Origin of the sequence: Clostridium pasteurianum, from assembly GCF_001705235.1 — a bacterium.
Classification (GTDB): domain Bacteria; phylum Bacillota; class Clostridia; order Clostridiales; family Clostridiaceae; genus Clostridium_S; species Clostridium_S pasteurianum_A.
In genome coordinates this window covers 2,620,552-2,639,725 of sequence record NZ_MCGV01000001.1, presented here as the reverse complement: position 1 = coordinate 2,639,725, position 19,174 = coordinate 2,620,552, and the positions used below count along the sequence as shown (strand labels likewise).

The 19,174-nt window shown below is 30.6% G+C and carries 14 protein-coding genes; 3 read left to right on the top strand and 11 right to left on the bottom strand.

The window, feature by feature from the left end; genetic code table 11:
* Positions 1-8 precede the first annotated feature (8 nt).
* The 3 genes from BEE63_RS11765 to BEE63_RS11755 all read right to left on the bottom strand — a co-directional run bounded on the left by BEE63_RS11765 (position 9) and on the right by BEE63_RS11755 (position 4,040).
* Positions 9-911 carry a CsxC family protein gene (locus BEE63_RS11765; protein WP_066021573.1) on the bottom strand — a complete coding sequence of 301 codons (903 nt, stop codon included), beginning with the start codon at positions 909-911 and terminating at the stop codon, positions 9-11.
* A 187-nt stretch (positions 912-1,098) separates the two neighbouring features.
* On the bottom strand, positions 1,099-2,718 hold the full coding sequence (locus BEE63_RS11760) for an HAD-IIIC family phosphatase (protein WP_066021572.1): 1,620 nt from the start codon (positions 2,716-2,718) through the stop codon (positions 1,099-1,101).
* A gap of 368 nt (positions 2,719-3,086) precedes the next feature.
* Positions 3,087-4,040: a hydroxyacid dehydrogenase gene (locus tag BEE63_RS11755; RefSeq protein ID WP_066021571.1), complete on the bottom strand. Its 954-nt coding sequence runs from the start codon at positions 4,038-4,040 to the stop codon at positions 3,087-3,089.
* A 157-nt stretch (positions 4,041-4,197) separates the two neighbouring features.
* Here BEE63_RS11755 and BEE63_RS11750 point away from each other — a divergent pair, with 157 nt between their 5' ends.
* Positions 4,198-4,833: a chromate transporter gene (locus BEE63_RS11750; RefSeq protein WP_066021570.1), complete on the top strand. Its 636-nt coding sequence runs from the start codon at positions 4,198-4,200 to the stop codon at positions 4,831-4,833.
* Positions 4,830-5,339, top strand: a complete 510-nt coding sequence (locus tag BEE63_RS11745) for a chromate transporter (protein ID WP_066021569.1) — start codon at positions 4,830-4,832, stop codon at positions 5,337-5,339. The genes BEE63_RS11750 and BEE63_RS11745 overlap by 4 nt, the downstream gene beginning before the upstream one ends.
* A 71-nt stretch (positions 5,340-5,410) precedes the next feature.
* Here the strand turns inward: BEE63_RS11745 and BEE63_RS11740 are convergent, their stop codons facing one another.
* The 7 genes from BEE63_RS11740 to BEE63_RS11705 form a co-directional block, all read right to left on the bottom strand.
* Positions 5,411-5,857 carry a hypothetical protein gene (locus BEE63_RS11740; protein ID WP_066021568.1) on the bottom strand — a complete coding sequence of 149 codons (447 nt, stop codon included), beginning with the start codon at positions 5,855-5,857 and terminating at the stop codon, positions 5,411-5,413.
* Between the two features lie 613 nt (positions 5,858-6,470).
* Complete coding sequence (gene htpG / locus BEE63_RS11730) at positions 6,471-8,345, bottom strand: molecular chaperone HtpG (protein ID WP_066021566.1); 1,875 nt, start codon at positions 8,343-8,345, stop codon at positions 6,471-6,473.
* Between the two features lie 311 nt (positions 8,346-8,656).
* Positions 8,657-10,186 carry a cardiolipin synthase gene (gene cls, locus BEE63_RS11725; protein WP_066021565.1) on the bottom strand — a complete coding sequence of 510 codons (1,530 nt, stop codon included), beginning with the start codon at positions 10,184-10,186 and terminating at the stop codon, positions 8,657-8,659.
* Positions 10,187-10,285: 99 nt separating this feature from the next.
* The gene (cls, locus tag BEE63_RS11720; protein WP_066021564.1) at positions 10,286-11,815 is read right to left on the bottom strand and encodes a cardiolipin synthase; all 1,530 of its coding nucleotides are present in this window, start codon (positions 11,813-11,815) and stop codon (positions 10,286-10,288) included.
* A 164-nt stretch (positions 11,816-11,979) separates the two neighbouring features.
* Positions 11,980-13,905: an ABC transporter ATP-binding protein gene (locus tag BEE63_RS11715; RefSeq protein ID WP_066021563.1), complete on the bottom strand. Its 1,926-nt coding sequence runs from the start codon at positions 13,903-13,905 to the stop codon at positions 11,980-11,982.
* A complete protein-coding gene (locus BEE63_RS11710; protein WP_066021562.1) occupies positions 13,892-15,631 on the bottom strand; it encodes an ABC transporter ATP-binding protein in 1,740 nt (579 codons plus the stop codon). The genes BEE63_RS11715 and BEE63_RS11710 overlap by 14 nt, the downstream gene beginning before the upstream one ends.
* A gap of 48 nt (positions 15,632-15,679) precedes the next feature.
* Positions 15,680-16,105, bottom strand: a complete 426-nt coding sequence (locus BEE63_RS11705) for a MarR family winged helix-turn-helix transcriptional regulator (RefSeq protein ID WP_066023220.1) — start codon at positions 16,103-16,105, stop codon at positions 15,680-15,682.
* Positions 16,106-16,374: 269 nt separating this feature from the next.
* Here BEE63_RS11705 and BEE63_RS11700 point away from each other — a divergent pair, with 269 nt between their 5' ends.
* Positions 16,375-18,102 carry a methyl-accepting chemotaxis protein gene (locus tag BEE63_RS11700; RefSeq protein ID WP_066021561.1) on the top strand — a complete coding sequence of 576 codons (1,728 nt, stop codon included), beginning with the start codon at positions 16,375-16,377 and terminating at the stop codon, positions 18,100-18,102.
* Positions 18,103-18,166: 64 nt separating this feature from the next.
* Here BEE63_RS11700 and BEE63_RS11695 read toward each other — a convergent pair whose 3' ends face one another.
* Positions 18,167-19,165 carry a serine hydrolase domain-containing protein gene (locus tag BEE63_RS11695; protein ID WP_066021560.1) on the bottom strand — a complete coding sequence of 333 codons (999 nt, stop codon included), beginning with the start codon at positions 19,163-19,165 and terminating at the stop codon, positions 18,167-18,169.
* Positions 19,166-19,174 lie beyond the last annotated feature (9 nt).

Below are 19,174 nucleotides of genomic sequence, written 5' to 3'. Positions count from 1 at the left end.
CTAATATCTTACTTTCTTGTATAATAGTCTGGTATTCCATGCCATTTATAATTATTATAGTTATAAAATTTACTTTTTGTATTATTTTCATCCTTTTCGTCGTCTTTTAAATCGTATTCTTCATCATATCCTCCGCCGTATTCTTCATCGTATTCTCCATAATCTTCTTCATCGTATTTTTTATCATCTTTTTTATCATGTTTACACTCATGTTTTTCATAATGCTTACTATGATCCCATACTTGCTGATTTTGAAGAAGTTTTATTTTTATATAAACAACAGATTTATCTGTAAACTCTCTAAATTCTTCTTCATTTGGTAAAGAATCAACTGAAGATCCTCTATCGTCAATATCTGCATCAAAGATTTTAGACCATTCAAGTTCACAATATACTGGTTCATTAAACCTTTCATAACTTGCTCTATCAGCTTCTCTTATATTTTTGCCCATTCTTCTTTTATCAAAATATCTTGTTACATCTGGCTGAAAATTAGGGGTAACTCTAGGACGAGCTCCATTAAAAAATACTCTAGTTACACATTTAAATGGAACATGAACCACCTGATCGTTAATCACTCCACTTATTCCAGATCTTGTTGTACAATTTCTAGAAGCATATTCTATATTTTTTCTTATATATCCAGCTATAAATACTTTGTCTGTTCCTCCAATATATCTGCATTGAGTAAGAAAAACTTGTTTTTCTATTCTCTTTATTTCATATGATGGGAAATTTAATCTTACTTTAGCTTCTACATCTATCTGAATAACAAATTCAGATAAAACAACAGGTAACTTATATTTTCCTGGTCTTACAGGAAAATTTTCTGCCTGCTCAAGCGTAGTTGGTCTTATAACTGCTGCACTACAGATTGGATCTGAAACTTCGCAACCCTGATTATTATCCATTTGTATATCTGCTCCTTTATCTAAAAAATAGGATATTTTTATACCCTGATATATCCTATTCACGAAAAAAAGAAAATGTACCATTTTTAGTTATAGAAAAAATCAACTTCACACAACTAATTTAAATTTTTAACATCCGCACATATAGTTATATCAATTAAAAGCACTCTCTTAAAAAGCATATATACTAAATATATATTAACTTACCATATATTTTTCTCTTTACACCCTTAAGATTACTCAACTTTTGCATGTAAAATTTATTTCCACTTTTATCAATGCTTAGAATATTATATCCCATACTTTCATAAAATCTTTCTACAGGCTTATTTTTCTTAGAATAATTATAGTAAGCTAAAATTTCCTCACAACCTTTTTGTCTATACATTTCTTCGACAAAATTCATGAGCTGTTCTTCAATTTTTCTTCCCATAACCCTACAGCTCATCAAAAACATATCTATAACAACTTGCTTTTTATTCTTTCTTTTAGTTACTATAACTGATGCCATACCATTGTCACCAAATTTATCCTTAACCTCCACTGCAAATACATCAAAATTATTATTCTTAATTAACTTATTTATTTCCGCCTCACCATATCTTCTATTTGTTAAATTAAATTGATTAGTCTTCTGAGTTAACTGTGAAATTCTCAGAGTATCTTTACTATTAGCCTTTCTTACGGTTATTTCCATGTCCAAATTTTTGAGGAACTTATCTAATGATTCCATCTCTTTTTTCTGTTCTTCTCTTTTAGCATTTTCCATGTACATTTCAGTTCTCATTAAATCTTCGTTACTGGTTTTAAGAATTCTAAAATATTTATTATATATATCTATAATAAAATCCTCCAATTCGAAAATATCATTTGGAAATTTTTGAACTGTAATCCCATTAAAATGAGTTTTAACAAGCTCACTTTCTATAGAATTATCGCTTATAAATACCACTGAATCCGTTCCTATGTTAAGTTCACTGCAAATTTCCTTTATATTGGTCACTTTTGAATTCCAATTAAATTTTATACTTGCAAAGTCGCTTTTCCTTAATATTCCGTGCCTATTACATAAAAATAAATTATTTATATCTTCAACATTATTTTTAGAACATATACTTAGCATTATTCCCGTATCCTTAATTTCTTTTATCCTCTTCTCAAAATTTTCAAACCCAGTTTTTTTAAATTCACTTCCCTTTATAGCATGTTTTATAAATACATTATTTATATCTAAAATAATACATTTCTTTCTTTTACCCTTTACTGAATTACATAGACTTTCTATTTCATCTTTAATCATTTGCTGCCCTTTTTTTGAAAATTTCTCTCTTGAAAAATACCATAGTTCTTTAGAATAAAATTCTCTTCTTCCATATTCCTCAATAAACTTTTTCAAATCCAAAATAAATGTATTCCTGTATCTAACTTTTAAATTATTTAAACCTTGAATCCAATAACATTCAAGCATTCTATTTTCGTCCTCACACTTTTCATCTGTGATGTTCTTACTACTTATATCTAAACTTGATATAAAAAACTTTATGTCAGAATTACTTTTAATAACATCTTCTATACAATTTAAGTACTTATGAAGGACCTTCTTGCTATTATCTAAACTTCTTACAATTTCATTTCCATCTAAAATCAAAAAAACGCACTCTGGTCTAAACCTATATAAATTCGAACTCAAATCCATAATTTCTTGAAACCAAGCATTATGTTCTGAAACTTTATAAACATCAAAATCATTTTGAGCTTCTTCTATAATAGAATTCAGATTGATATTTGAAAAAATGGCTATTTTCATTTTCTCTCACTTCTTATAAACTTAATGCCCTTTTTAGTCTTACATATATTAAAAATCTTCATCATTTCTACCTCCACTCTTTCATATCTCACTTTTTAGTACTAACCTTTGTGAGCTAACATTGATTTGTAACATTAAAAAAATCCTATAAATCTAAGGTAAAAAAATCATAAAATCCTAAGAGTTTTAATAACTCGCAAAGCTCAAACAAATTAAAATTGCCAATCGAAGTTTGAGTATAATCTCCCTTATTGAATATAGTATTCTGTAAAAAAGTTTTATGTTACAAATGAGTAAAACCTTTACTGCTATACTACAAATAGCAATAAAGGTTTTACTTTTATACCTGTGTACTTTTTAAACATAAATTATACTATATGATTTACAGGCCAAGATGGCTTTTTACCTCTTAAAACTTCATCTATACCGATAGCTGGGCAAATGGACATTCTAACCATTGCCTCTCTAGTATGTGCTGCAGTATGAGGTGATACAATTACATTTTTAAGTTTAAACAATGGATTATCCTTAGCTGGCACTTCTCCTGCATAAACATCCACAGCTGCTCCTTTTATCTCACCATTTGAAAGAGCATGAACAAGAGCATCATCATCTACAACTTCCCCACGAGCTGTATTTATGAGAAATGCACTTTTTTTCATTAAAGATAATTCTCGTTTTCCTATCATATGCCTAGTATTTTGGGTAAGAGGAACATGTAAGCTCACAAAATCCGAATTTTTCAAAAGATAATCCAAATCATTTGTTACTTGGGCATTTTTTTCTGACTTTAATTTTTCAATATGCCTTCTATATTCTATAACCTTCATACCAAAACCAAGAGAAGCCTTTTTTGCCACGAGCTTTCCTATAGCCCCTGCTCCAACTATTCCTAGAACTTTATCCTGAACATCCATTCCAAAGGTAGTCCTTATACCAAAATTGCCATCTCTAAGTTCACTATCATATAGAATAAGATTTTTAGCAAGGGCAAGTACAAGTCCCATAGTATACTCAGCCACAGTATTTTTGTTAGCTTCAGCTGAATTAGTAACCTGTATACCAAGCCTAGTTGCCGCTTCAACATCTATTGTATCTACTCCAACCCCGAACTTTCCTATAACCTTTAGTTTTTTTGCCGCCTTCAAAACTCTCTCACTTATAATAGCAACGCGGGTTAATATAGCATCATAATCATTTACTTCACGTACAAGATTATCTTCATCTATGCTGTCTGCTAATTTTATTTCATAACCAGCCTTTTTAAGATAATCCTTGCCTTCCTGCTCTATGTCTTCCGTAATTAACACTTTATACCCCATATGTATAGCCTCCTTAGTATATCTATTTACTTTTACATCTTCATTATACTTTAACTTTAATGCATTATAAAATAAAAATTTATCCCCATTAGCCTATCATGTATTGGTATGATATACTAACTGTGTAAATTAGTTAAGTAAAGGGATGAATAAAAATATGATTAATAAAAATGAAGCTAATAACGTTGAAGTAATTAATAATACCCCAGATACCTTTACACTTGCTAAACTATTTCTTACATGGCTACAAATTGGTGTTACATCCTTTGGTGGTGGAGCTACTACGCAATATCTTATTCAGGAAAAATTCATTTATAAACATAAGTGGATAACAGCTGAAGAGTACTCTAACATAATGGGAATAGGTCAAATGGCACCGGGTATAAACATCATTTCATATACAATACTTATAGGCAAAAAGTTAGATAATTGGATAGGAATATTGGTATCTTTAATCGGTCTTATTTTACCTAGTGCAACAATTACAGTTGCGCTAACTGCTATGTATACTTGCATTAGTAAATCTGCAAGGGTGCATTCTATAATTCATACAATATTTCCCGCTGTCTTTGGTATTACTTTGGCTACTAACTGGAGAAATATAAAACCCATTGTCAAAAAAAATTATAAACAAAGTTACCTTGCTTTTGGTGTGACACTTGCAATATTAATAGGCATTGCTGCTCTTTATATACTTTTAAATCCATCTGTAATTGTTTTATACATTTTAGGCGGTTTATGCTGTGCTATCACTTACTGGTATATTTCTAAAAAAAAGGATGATGATAGATGAACTGGATTGTATTTTTTCTAGATTTACTTAAGTCAATTTTGTTTTCATCAGGAGGATATGGGCCTTTACCTAGTATACACTCTGATTTCATATCTCAAGGATTGGCAAGCCAAAAACAGTTCACTGATTCTTTGGCAATTGGACAAGTTACCCCTGGACCTAATGGATTCTGGATTATAAGTTTATGTTATTTGGTTGGCGGACTAAAAGGAGCGCTACTAGCATGTATTGCATTAATTATACCACCCCTATTAATCTTAATCGTACAGCATTTTTATACCCGTATTGCTGGTTATGCTGCCGTACAAGGTTTACTGGATGGTCTTGTGCTAGTTGTATCCAGTTTTAGCGTAATAGTTGTATTCCAATTGTTTGTAAGTAATGGCATTGATATAGAAATGGTGGCAATTGCAATTATAAGCACTGTGCTAGCAGTATCAAGACGTGTATCTGCAAATGTTATATTACTAGCCGCTGCAATAATAGGATTAGTATTTGTTAAATAATTTTATTATTAAGAATAATGAAGATACTAAGGTGTAATCTTTAGCATCTTCATCATTTCAATATGTGCATATCACTTATTTAGATTTTTCATAAACTCAGGATCTGATTTAGAAAGATCTATTCCTTTTACATGCTTCTCAATTTCTAAATTAGGGTTTTTTACTGATCCCCCAAGTGATTTAATTATCTCCTTTGCCTTATTTTCATTACTCGTATCAGCATTTACTACAACCTTATAATTTACGTCTGCTATTTCCTCAAATCCTCCCATTCCACTTACCATAGGACTAGCTGCAAGCATTGGTGACTTATCTCTATCGCCTCCTGGGACTCCAGAATTAAGAACTAAATCTGAATTAAGTGGATTAACCAAAAGACGTCCTCCACTATTTTTAGTATTTTTGTCTAGCTGAAAATGATCATTTATATCAGTATAAGCTTCAATTCCTTCATTATTTAATTTACTAACAACCTCATTTGCATTCTTTATTCCTCTAAAAAACGCCTCAATCTTCATATTCTCCTCCTGCATTAACTTTATTTATATTAGTTTTTGTTTTCATCCGCTTTTTATACGTTCTTCACGCATAATAAAAAAATTGTCATTAACCTTTGCCTCAATCAAATCTCTCACTTGTCAATAAGGCAAATAAAGTTGATATCCTTCCCATGCTGACGAGCATAGCAATGTCAGTACACCTCAGCATTACCTGTCCACCAACCATTTTTCCCTTGCTTTACCCATAAAAGATAAGTAACAATGCTTTGGAACAGTTTAAAAAAATTCTAATAAATCTTGATTAAAAAATCGTAAAAGCCTTAGATATTTCAATTTGTCTGAACATTTTTTCAGTGAGTTATTGAAATATCTTAGGACTTTACGATTTGCATTCTAAAATTCCGTAGGCAGGGAGGAATTTTTTCCTTGCTTCACCCCCAAAGAGAAGAAACAATGATGAAGGAACAATTTAAAAAAATTCTAATAAATCTTGGCAAAAAAATCGTAAAATCCTTAGATATTTCAATTTGTTTGAACGCTAGTGAGTTATTGAAATATCTTAGGATTTTACGATTTTTTTACCTTAGATTTATAGAATTTTTTTAATGTTCCAAATCATTGTTCCTTCTCTTTATTTCATTAGGCTTGCTACATCATTTGCAAACTGTACAGGATCTTCTATTGGAAGTCCTTCAATTAAAAGAGCCTCATTATACAAAAGATTTGCATATTTCTTTAATTTATCCTTATCATCTGCATATGCATTCTTAATAGCCTTAAACATCTCATGGTTTGTGTTAACTTCAAGTATCTTTTCAGCCTTAGCACCTTGACCATTAGGCATTGCTTGAAGTACTTTTTCCATTTCAATAGACAAATCTCCCTCATTTGAAAGACAAACAGGATGTGTCTTTAATCTATTTGATGCTCTAACTTCTTTAACTTTGCCATCTAATGCATCTTTCATGAAATTAAATAAATCTTTATTCTCTTCTGTTTCTTTCTTGCTTTCTTTTTCGTCAGCCTCAAAGCCTAAATCCTTACTTGAAACAGATTTAAATTCCTTCTCTTTATATTTCATAAGCATCTTAATTGCAAATTCATCTACATCATCTGTGAAATACAACATTTCATAGCCCTTATCTTTAACAACTTCAGTTTGAGGAAGTTTCTCAAGCTTATCAATACTGTCACCTGCTGCATAGTATATATACTTCTGATCTTCCTTCATACGTGAAACATATTCATCAAGAGTTACAAGTTTCTTTTCTGTTGATGAGTAGAACATAAGTAAATCCTGAAGAACTTCTTTATTGCTTCCAAAATCAGAATAAACTCCATATTTTAATTGTCTTCCAAAGCTATTAAAGAACTTATCATAATTTTCACGATCATTTTTCTGCATTAATAAAAGTTCATTTTTAATCTTCTCTTTAATCTTCTTTGCAATAAACTTAAGCTGTCTATCATGCTGCAAAAGTTCTCTTGATATGTTCAAAGATAAATCTGGTGAATCAACTAATCCCTGTACAAAACTGAAGTAATCAGGAAGTAGATCTTCACATTTCTCCATTATCATTACACCATTTGAATAAAGCTCTAAGCCCTTTTTGAATTCTTTTGTATAAAAATCATAAGGTGCATTTGAAGGAATAAACATTAAAGTTGTATAACTTACTACCCCTTCTACGTTTGAATGAATTGTTTTAAGCGGTTTTTGATATCCAAAATGTTTATCCATGTAGAAATTATCATAATCTTCCTGTTTTAATTCATTCTTATTTTTTCTCCATATTGGAACCATACTATTTAAAACTTCATCTTCAAAATATTCTTCAGTTTCCTTGTCATTATCTTTCTTAGCCCTTGTCTTCTTAACCATCATTTTAATTGGATACTTTATAAAATCAGAATACTTTTTAATAAGTGTTCTTAATCTAAATTCATCCAAATAATCTTCATATTTCTCATCATCAGTATTATCTTTGATTTTTAATATAATTTCAGTTCCAGGTGCATCCTTTTCACATTTTTCAATAGTGTATCCTTCTGCTCCCTTTGAATTCCACTTATATGCTTCATCAGAATCGATTGAACGACTTATTACAGTAACTTCTTCTGCTACCATGAAAGCAGAATAAAATCCAACTCCAAATTGTCCTATAATATCTACTCCATCTTTTGCTTCATTTTCATTTTTGAAAGCCAAAGAACCGCTTTTAGCAATAGTTCCTAAATTATTTTCAAGTTCTTCCTTTGACATTCCTATTCCAGTATCAGTTATTGTAAGAGTTTTTTTCTCCTTATCAGGTGTGATTCTAATATAAAAATCATCTTTATTGAAGGTAATATTTGTATCAACGAGCGAACGATAATAACACTTATCAATAGCATCACTTGCATTTGATATGAGTTCTCTTAAAAAAATCTCTTTATTTGTATATATTGAGTTGATCATTAAATCTAAAAGTCTTTTAGACTCAGCCTTAAACTGTTTTACAGCCATTTTATATCATACTCCTTCACTTAATTAATATTTAAATGTCTAAAAAACCAAACAATACAATTGCATGGTTCATGGACTAAATTTTATTTCTTATCGTTGTTAGCACTCTTTATTGTTGAGTGCTAATTTTATTTTAGCAATTATTACAGTTTTGTCAATACATTTTGAGCTTTATTTTTAGAATACATCTGCAAAAACTTGTTCTGCTTTATTAAAAATCAATCTCAAACCTCTATTTTAAGCCAAATTTAAAATTCGCCGACCCACAGTATTTTACTCTACTCAAGGTCGACGAAAAATCACATATATGATTACATCATTGGTGCAAACACTCTCAGCACTAAACGCCACAACAGCGTGTACCATTTCACTGATTTAGCATCTTCTAAAGTAATTTGCTTACATTTCTTTAATGTATCAAGAAAATCATTTTTTACATCAAGCACACTTGGAGTTTTATACATCCAAACCCCGCATTCAAAATGAAGATATAAACTTCTAAAATCCATATTTATACTTCCTACAACACTGTACTCATCGTCCGCAACATAAGTTTTTGAGTGAATAAAGCCTGGAAGATACTCATAAATTTTAACTCCACCTTCTATAAGCGTCTGATAATACGATTTAGTAACTGAATTTACAAGCTTTTTATCTGGAATATATGGAGTTATAATTCTAACATCTACACCAGCCTTAGCTGACGAAGTGAGTGCACTCAATATTTCATTACCAATAATCAAATACGGTGTTGTCATGTAAATATATCTATTTGATCTATTAATTAAATTCATATAAACAGTTTCCCCTACAGGTTCATTATCTAGTGGGCTGTCCACAAATGGTTGAACATATCCTTTAATGCTTGGGTCATAAGGGAAGTCTTTTTTGAATTTATAAAAATCTTCATCTACGCCTTTAAGAAAATCCCACATTGATAAAAATGCAACTGTTAAATTCCATACAGCATCACCTTTTATCATAATTGAATTATCTTTCCAGTACCCATATTTCTCATATTTATTTATATATTCATCAGCTAAATTTATTCCCCCTGTAAAAGCAACCGCGCCATCAATCACAGCAATTTTTCTATGATCACGATTGTTAAATTTAAGAGATATTAACGGAACTAGTGGGTTAAAAACGCAGCACTTAATGCCAACTTTTTCAAGTTCTTTGTTGTATCCCTTAGGTAATGTAAATATGCAACCTATATCATCATATATTACACGAACATCCACACCTTTATTTACTTTATCTATTAATATATCTAAAATGCTATTCCACATAAATCCTTTACCTATAATAAAATACTCTAAAAAGATATAGTGTTCTGCCTTTTTTAGTTCGTCTATAAGTTTTTCAAAAGTCATCTCACCAGACTTAAAATATTCTACTTTTGTATTAACACATGGCGGGAAAAGTGAATAATTTTGAATATATCTCGACTCATTAGCTGCAGTCTCACTTTGTGATTTTATTTCATCTAAAATTACTTCATGCTTCATTAAAACCTGTCGTGACTCAGATGTAATAGACTGCATCTTCTTTTTAGTTCTTCTATTAAGTTTATTAAAACCAAAAAACAAATAAAGTAGTCCGCCTAGAACCGGGAACACTGATATAAGAACAATCCATGCAATCTTATATGCAGGATTTGTGTTTTTATATAATATAACAAATACTGCAAGTACACTTATAATAATGCAGATGACATAAAAGAAAATAAAGTATTCATTGAATTTTATTATTGCACCTGCTAAAACCAATAACTGCGCCAATATAGAAATGGCTACAAAAGTCACCCTATGAAATATAATCTTTCTTAAAACCTTCAATTATTCACCCCCATCGCTGTAAATATTTAATGCAATATTATATATAAAACATTATATACCAAAATATTTTATGGGCAAGTTTTCTCTATATAAACTTTCCTAAACCATGGGTGCGAATACCCGAAGAACTATACACCATAATGACTTATACCACTTTACAGATTTAGTGTCATATTCAGTAATTTGCCTGCACTTTTCTAAAGTAATAAGAAAATCTTTTTTCACCTCACTTACACTTTTAGTTTTGTACATCCAAACACCACATTCAAAGTGAAGATATAGGCTTCTAAAATCCATATTTATGCTGCCAACAACGCTGTATTCATCATCTGATACATAAGTTTTTGAATGAATAAATCCAGGCATGTATTCGTAAAGTTTTACTCCACTTTCTATAAGTGTCTGATAATAGGATTTAGCAACAGCATCTGCAACCTTGCTATCTGTAATATTAGGGACAATAATTCTAACATCCACCCCTCCTTTAGCAGCAGACTTTAAGGCTGTAAGCATTTCACTGTCAATAACTAAATAAGGCGTAGTAATATAAATATATCTATTGGCTTTGTTAATCAGATTCATATAAACTGTTTCCCCTACAAGCTCATCATCTAAAGGATTATCGGAATACGGCTGAACATAACCATTATCATAAATTTTGCAATCAAAATTCTTTTTAAAATTATAAAAGTTTTCATTAGTACCCCTAAGAAAATCCCACATAGCAAGAAACATAACTGTGAAATTCCAGACAGCATCTCCCTTAATCATAATTGCAGTATCTTTCCAGTGCCCATACTTTTCATATTCATTTATGTATTCATCGGCCAAATTTATACCACCTGTAAAACCCACTATACCATCAACTACAGTTATTTTTCTGTGATCACGATTATTGAATTTAAGGGATACTACAGGAACTACATGATTAAAAATGCAGCATTTAATGCCAAGCTTCTCAAGTTCTTTATCGTATCCCTTTGGTAAAGTTAGCATGCACCCTGCATCATCATATATAACACGTACATCTAGCCCCTGCTTTGCCTTGTCAACTAATATATCTAAAATACTGTTCCACATAATTCCCTGATTAATAATAAAATACTCTAAAAAAATATACTTTTTTGCTTTCTTTAATTCATCTATAAGTCTCTTGAAAGTAAGCTCACCAGAACTTAGATATTCTGTTTGTGTGTTAACACATACCGGAAAATGCGAAGAATTTTGAATGTAATTCGCCTCATTAGCTGCACTCTCGCTCTGCAGCTTTATATCACTTAAAATTGAATCATTTCTCACCAGTACATCTTTTGATTTTAATATAACATACTGCATTTTCCTCATAGTCCTTTTACTCAATTTATTAAAGCCAAAAAATAAATAAAGTAAACCACCTAAAGCAGGAAATACTGATATAAGAACAATCCATGCAATTTTATATGCAGGACTAACCTTTTTATATAATATAGCAAGTAATGCAACTATACTTATTAAAACACAAACAATATAAAAAGGGATAAAATATTTTTTGAATTTTATAATCACACCTATAAAAGCTATTAATTGTACCAATATGGCAATAAATATAAATGTAATTCTATTAGCTAAAAGCTTTTTTAAGATTTTCAAGTGTTTATCCTCTCTTACTATAAATATTTCATTTAATATTTATAGTATTAACACTTTTTATAGATACAACGCTATTTTTTATTTAATATTATGTTTACTAAAAAAGAAGTGTTCCCAGTAATCTAAGAATTGCTGAAAACACTTCTCAATGTAACTTTATATCTTTATGATAATTCAAAGGCTCCAGTATAAAGCTGATAATACTTGCCTTTTTGCTTGATCAAATCGTCATGACTTCCTCTTTCAATAATTCTGCCCTGCTCCAATACCATAATTACATCAGAGTTTTTAACTGTTGAAAGTCTATGTGCAATAACGAACACAGTTCTGCCTTTCATAAGTCTGTCCATTCCCTCTTGAACAATTTTCTCTGTTCTCGTATCAATACTTGAAGTTGCCTCATCTAGTATTAAAACTGGTGGATCAGCAATAGCCGCTCTAGCAATAGTTAGAAGCTGTCTCTGCCCTTGAGATAAATTCCCTCCGTCACCTGTTATAATTGTATTGTATCCATCTGGTAAATGCTTTATAAAACCATGTGCATTTGCAAGCTTAGCTGCTGCAACTACTTCATCTTCAGTTGCATTAAGCTTTCCGTATCTTATGTTATCCGCTATAGTTCCAGTAAACAAATGTGGATCTTGAAGTACAATACCAAGTGATCTTCTTAAATCATCCTTTTTAATCTTATTTATATTAATACCATCATATCTTATTTTTCCATCCTGTATATCATAGAAACGATTGATTAAATTAGTAATAGTAGTTTTGCCTGCCCCCGTAGCACCAACAAATGCCACCTTTTGTCCAGGTTTTGCATAGAGCTTTATATTATGAAGTATTACTTTTTTATCATTATATCCAAAATCAACATCATTAAATACAACTTCTCCACAAAGCTTTGTATAAGTAACTGTTCCTTCTTCTTGATGTGGATGCTTCCATGCCCAAAGTCCAGTATGCTCGTCAGCTTCTACTAACTCACCTTTTTCATTTTCTCTTGCATTAACTAAAGTTACATACCCCTCATCCATTTCTGCCTTTTCATCAGCAAGGGTAAAAATACGCTCTGCACCTGCCAAAGCCATGATAACAAAGTTGAGCTGCTGTGACATCTGATTTATTGTCTGACTGAAAATTCTCGTTAATTGCAAAAACGATGCAAGTGCTCCAAGAGTAAATCCAGCAAATGATCCAATGGCAAGAATAGAACCTCCAACGGCTACAGCTACATAGTTTATATACCCTATGTTACCCATAATAGGCATCAAAACATTGGCATATTTATTGGCATTATCTGCACTGGCAAAAAGCATATCATTTAATTTATCAAAATTGGCCTTGGCCTCATCTTCATGGCAAAAGACTTTTACAACTTTCTGTCCTTCCATCATCTCTTCTATATAGCCATTTACCATTCCTAGATCCTTTTGCTGAAGTCCAAAATACTTACCACTTTGACCACCAACAAATTTAGTAACATAAACTATTAAAATTATAATTAAGACTTCAATAACTGTTAATGGCAGACTTAAGAAAATCATAGAAATAAATACTCCAACAACAGTTATAATCGATGACATTAACTGCGGTATACTCTGACTTATCATCTGTCTTAACGTATCTGTATCATTTGTATAAAGGCTCATCAAATCGCCATGAGCATGAGTATCAAAAAACTTAATTGGTAAACTTTCCATATGAGAAAACATATTATCTCTTATCTTTTTAAGCGAACCTTGAGAAATTGTAATCATCATACGGCTGTATGCGTACGTTGCTAAAACTCCAACATAATAAATTAAAGCCATAGTAAGTATCATTTTAAGTAATGGTCCAAAATCAGGATGAGATTTTCCTAAAAGTGGTGTTATATAAGTATCTATTAAGGTTTTTATAAATAGTGTACCAATAACATTAGCAAGTGAACTTATAATAATGGTTATAAATACTATAAAAAATAAAAATTTATATTCCTTAATAATATAAGCCAGCAGTCTTTTTAATGTTTTTAAAGAATTCTTACTTAATTTTGCGTGTCCACGTGGTCCATGCATTGCTCTAGGCTTATTAGCATTATTTTGACTCATTATTATCAGCTCCTTTCACTTGAGATTCATAAACCTCACGATATATGTCATTTGATTTTAGAAGCTCTTCATGTGTTCCAAAACCATCTATTTTTCCATCATTCAATACTATAATTTTATCTGCATCCTGAACAGAGGAAATACGCTGTGCAATTATAAGTTTTGTAGTATCTGGTATAGATTCTTTAAATGCTATCCTTATAAGTGCATCTGTTTTTGTGTCAACTGCACTTGTAGAATCATCTAAAATTAGTATTTTAGGTTTCTTTAAAAGTGCTCTAGCAATACACAATCTCTGTTTCTGACCTCCAGATACATTTGTACCTCCTTGCTCGATAAAAGTATCATACTTATCAGGAAACTTTTCTATAAATTCATCCGCTTGAGCCTGTCTACATGCAGTAATTAATTCCTCATCGGAAGCATTTTTATTTCCCCATCTTAAGTTTTCCTTTATTGTTCCTGAAAATAGTACATTCTTTTGAAGTACCATAGAGACTTCATTTCTAAGAGTTTCTATATCATACTTTCTAACATCCATTCCACCAACTTCAACACTTCCACTTGTTACATCATATAACCTTGGTATAAGTTGAACTAAAGTAGACTTAGCGCTGCCTGTCCCACCTATAATTCCTATAGTTTCACCTGAGTTGATTTTTATATTAATATTCTCTAGAACTAATTTATCAAGACTATTCTTATAAGAAAAATCAACATTCTTAAATGCAATAGAACCATCTTTTATCTCATAAACTGGTTTTTCAGTATTAGCTAAATCACTCTTTTCATCCAGTACTTCTACTATTCTTTCAGCAGATGATCTTGCCATAACTACCATTACAAATACCATAGAAATAACCATAAGACTTATCATTATGTTTGTTGTATAAGTAAATAAACTCATTAGCTCACCAGTTGTCATTGACTTTACCACAATCATTTTTGCTCCAAGCCATGACAAAAGCAAAATACATGTATATACTGAGAACTGCATCGCTGGTGCATTAATTATAATCAATTTTTCAGCTCGTACAAAAAGTTTATATAATCTTAAAGAAGCCTTATAAAATTTACTTGTTTCATGTTCTTCCCTTACATAAGCCTTTACAGTACGGATTGCTGTTAAATTTTCCTGTACACTTGCATTTAATTCATCATACTTTCTAAATACCTCCATAAAATATGGATGCACTGTTGTCATAATAAAATATAATACAATTCCTAAAAAAATTATTGCTCCTAAAAAAACTAAAGACAATTTAGCATTAATGTAAAAACTCATACCCATAGCAAAAATAAGCATGAATGGTGCTCTAACAAACATTCTTATTACCATTTGAAATGCATTTTGAACATTTGTTACATCTGTAGTAAGTCTTGTTATTAATCCTGCTGTAGAAAATTTATCTATGTTAGAAAACGAAAAATCCTGTATATTGTAGTACATAGCCCTTCTTAAATTTCTACCAAAACCCGTTGATGCTCTAGCTGCATACTTTCCTGATAATGCACCGCAAGTAAGAGATACAAATGATACTAATATCATTATTACTCCAATCTTACATACGTATGACATATTTCCCTTTCCTACACCATTATCAATAATCCACGCCATCATTAGTGGGAGAATTGTTTCCATTATTGCTTCTAGTGCGACAAATATAGGAGTTATAGCTGTATCTTTTTTAAACTCTCCTACGTAATGTAGTAATTTTTTTAACATAATTTGCCTCCTATTGTTAGATTTCTAACTACTATTTAGATTTTTTTATTAAATTTTTTGTGATAGTCTGCTGATAAGTCCAATAAACATTCTAAACTCTTCTTCACTAAGCTCATTTCTTAAATCATTTTCAAAATTAGTAATATAATTATATACTTTTTTTTGAATTTCTGTACCTTTGTCTGTAAGTATTATTTTTTTCAATCTTCCATCCTCTGAAACACGTATCCGTTTTATATAGCCATTTTTCTCCATTAATTGAAGTACACTGGTTACTGAGGAACGTCTAACTTGTAGCTCCTCCTCTATGTCTTTTTGAAATATATCCTTCTTATCAGAATTATGATATATAAATCCAAGTATTCTCGATTGAACAGCTGTTAAACCGTACTTTCCAGCTTCCCTGTTTATCCTTCTAAGGATTTTATTAGAAAAAATCATTATTTCTCTACCTATTTTCACCTCATTATTCACCATTATCGCCGCCTTAATTTGTTAGGTTTCTAACTAATTATACTTGTAATAATTTTAACTGTCAACATATTATGAAATTTATATTTTTAGCATTAAAATCCTTAAATTATTTTATATGAAATTATATTTATGTATTTTTATGTTAATATTATTTAATATATTTTATTTGAAATCAATTCCAGTATAAAAAGTAAACGTTTTTTGATATAATTAATCATACTTTATCGTATTTAATATACTTGATAATATCAATGGGGGTATTCTAAAAAATGGGAACTCATAGTCTAAAAAAAAGCTCTTCTTTAAGGTTAAAAATTGTTGGAAGTTTTTTTATACTCATCTTCTTTTCTTCAATATCCATTGGCTTTTATTCTTATAACAGAGCTAAATCAAATATTGAAATTACAGTAGGTAGTACTGCTATATCAATCCTTCGATCCGTAGCTAAAACAATAGATACTGTAAAACTCGATAAACTCCAAACAAAAGAAGATATGAAATCCGAATATTATAAAGAACTTCAATCTAATTTAGTAAATATAAGAAAAACAACCGGGTTAAAATACCTCTATACTATGAGGAGAAATGCAAGTGGTAAATACATTTATATAGTTGATGGTACTTCAATGAATGATAAGGATAACTCCTTACTAGGTGATGAAGAAGCAGATCCTGGCGCTGCTTTCAAATCAACTTTTACCGGCAAAGCGTCATACGAGTTATCTCATGATGATAAGTGGGGAAATCTGCTTTCTGCATATATTCCTATTAAAAACAAATCAGGTGAAATTATTGGTGTATTAGGTGCTGACTTTGATGCCAATAATATGATTAACCAGCTCAATAAATTTAAAATAAACATATGTATAATAATTATAGTAGTGATACTTATGGGAATATTATTTAGTGAATTATTGTCTATTGTTCTAGTTCGTTCCTTAAATAAGCTTAAAGATAAAGCATGTTTAATAAAAAATGGTGACTTAACAGTAAAATTTGATAAAGTAAATAACGATGAGATTGGCATGTTAACTCTGTCCTTTAAGGATATGGTGGACAATCTATTATTATTAATTAATAAAATAAAGAGCAGCTCTGGAAATGTAACTAACGAAATTAGTGACCTATATACAAGCTTTAATGAAACCATCAAAGCAAGAGAAGAAATTACTCATGTGATTACTAAAATTGCATCTAGTGCCATTGAACATGAAAATAGTGTAAATGACGTTTCAAATTCCATGGGACAGATATTTGACCATGTGAAACAATCAGTAGCACTTGCAAATTCAGTCTCTAATTCATCAAATGAATCCTTAAATAATACTTCAGAAGCAATGAATATATTCAAAACTTCCATTGAAAAAATAGTTATTGTCAATAAAACTGTTGAGAATACAGCTGATATAATAAAAGAATTAGAAAATAAATCAAAAGAAATAAAATCATTCAGCGAAATAATCTCAGCCATAGCAAAGCAAACTAATCTACTTGCTTTAAACGCATCTATTGAAGCTGCTAAAGCCGGCGAACAAGGTAAGGGCTTTGCTGTGGTAGCATCTGAAATTAAAACTCTAGCAGAACAATCAAATGATGCAAACGCACAAATAAACGGTATTGCAATTAGCATGCAAGAAGAGATTGGTAATGCTATTAGCGCAATACATGATGGCGTTATTGACGCTAAGGAAGGCGTGGCTGCCGTAACAGAAGTAGATAAATATTTAATACAATCGCAAAAATCAAGTAATGATGCATACCTAAAAATCAAAGACATTATAGATGTTATTACTTCAATAGAAAATGAATGTAACCATGCCGTAAATAATGTGCATGAATTATCTAATATTTCAAAAGACTTCAGTATGGGAAGTCAAAAGACAGCTTCCTCAGTAGAAGAACAGGAAGCGGTTATGAATCAAATAAATGAAAATATTAGTGCCATAAAACAAACAATTTATAAATTAAATGATGTAGTAAATAAATTCAAAGCATAGTGTTTATTAAAAGTCTGCTCAAATTAGTAAGCAGACTTTTATTATACTGAAATATGATCTATTTTTACTTAGCAATTTCACTATATATATTTCTCCTCAATTTCCATACATCGCAGCCAAAATTACTTACTACTGTAATGCCAATATCATTATATGTGTCATAGCTAGAAATAAAGCTTACTCCTGGATCACAACCTTGAAAATATGGTGTATATGTTTCATTATCCATTTTACGAAGCCAAATACCATATCCATAATTATGTGAATCATTTCCACTTTGTCTTTTAAGCATTTGTTCAAGCATTTCCTTAGAAATAAGCTTTCCACTTAACAGGTTCATCCAAAATTTATTTATATCTTGAACTGTAGTAAAGGCTCCCCCTGCCCCCGTGCCTTTAACATCTACGCTATAAATATTAATATAATACTCTTTGCGTTTTTCATCATATATATAAGAATTAGCACAGTTTGCAGGCAGTCTATCCAATTCATAATAACCTGTATTATACATGTGAGATGGTTCAAAAACCTTTTCCTTCAGATATTCATCAAACAATTTTCCCGTTACCTTTTCAATAATCAAACCCAATACTACAAAACCTGTGTTATTATATTGAAACTTTTGTCCTCGTGGATACATCATGGGCTTATCTATAAAAAGTGGAATTAAATCAGCTGAGGTTCTAATTTTATAATTAGGATAATCCCTCCAGAGTTCATCATAATCCTCCATAATAGTTTCATCAAAATAATCTGGAATACCAGATGTATTACACAAAAGTTCTTTAACTGTTATTGCTTTATCTATACCCTTTAAGTCAAAATCAAGCAAGTTTCCTAATTCATCATCAAACCTTAACATTTTATCTTCTATAAGCTGCAAAATGCCCACAGCCGTAAAAACTTTTCCCGCCGATGCAGTAGCAAATTTTGTATCAAGCTTGCTATAAACTTTATTCGATAAATCAGCATATCCATAACTTTCTTGAAAAATCACATTCTTATTTTTAGTAGCTAAGATGCATCCGCTAAAATCTTTTTCTACTAGACTTTCTAAATTCACTTTATCATC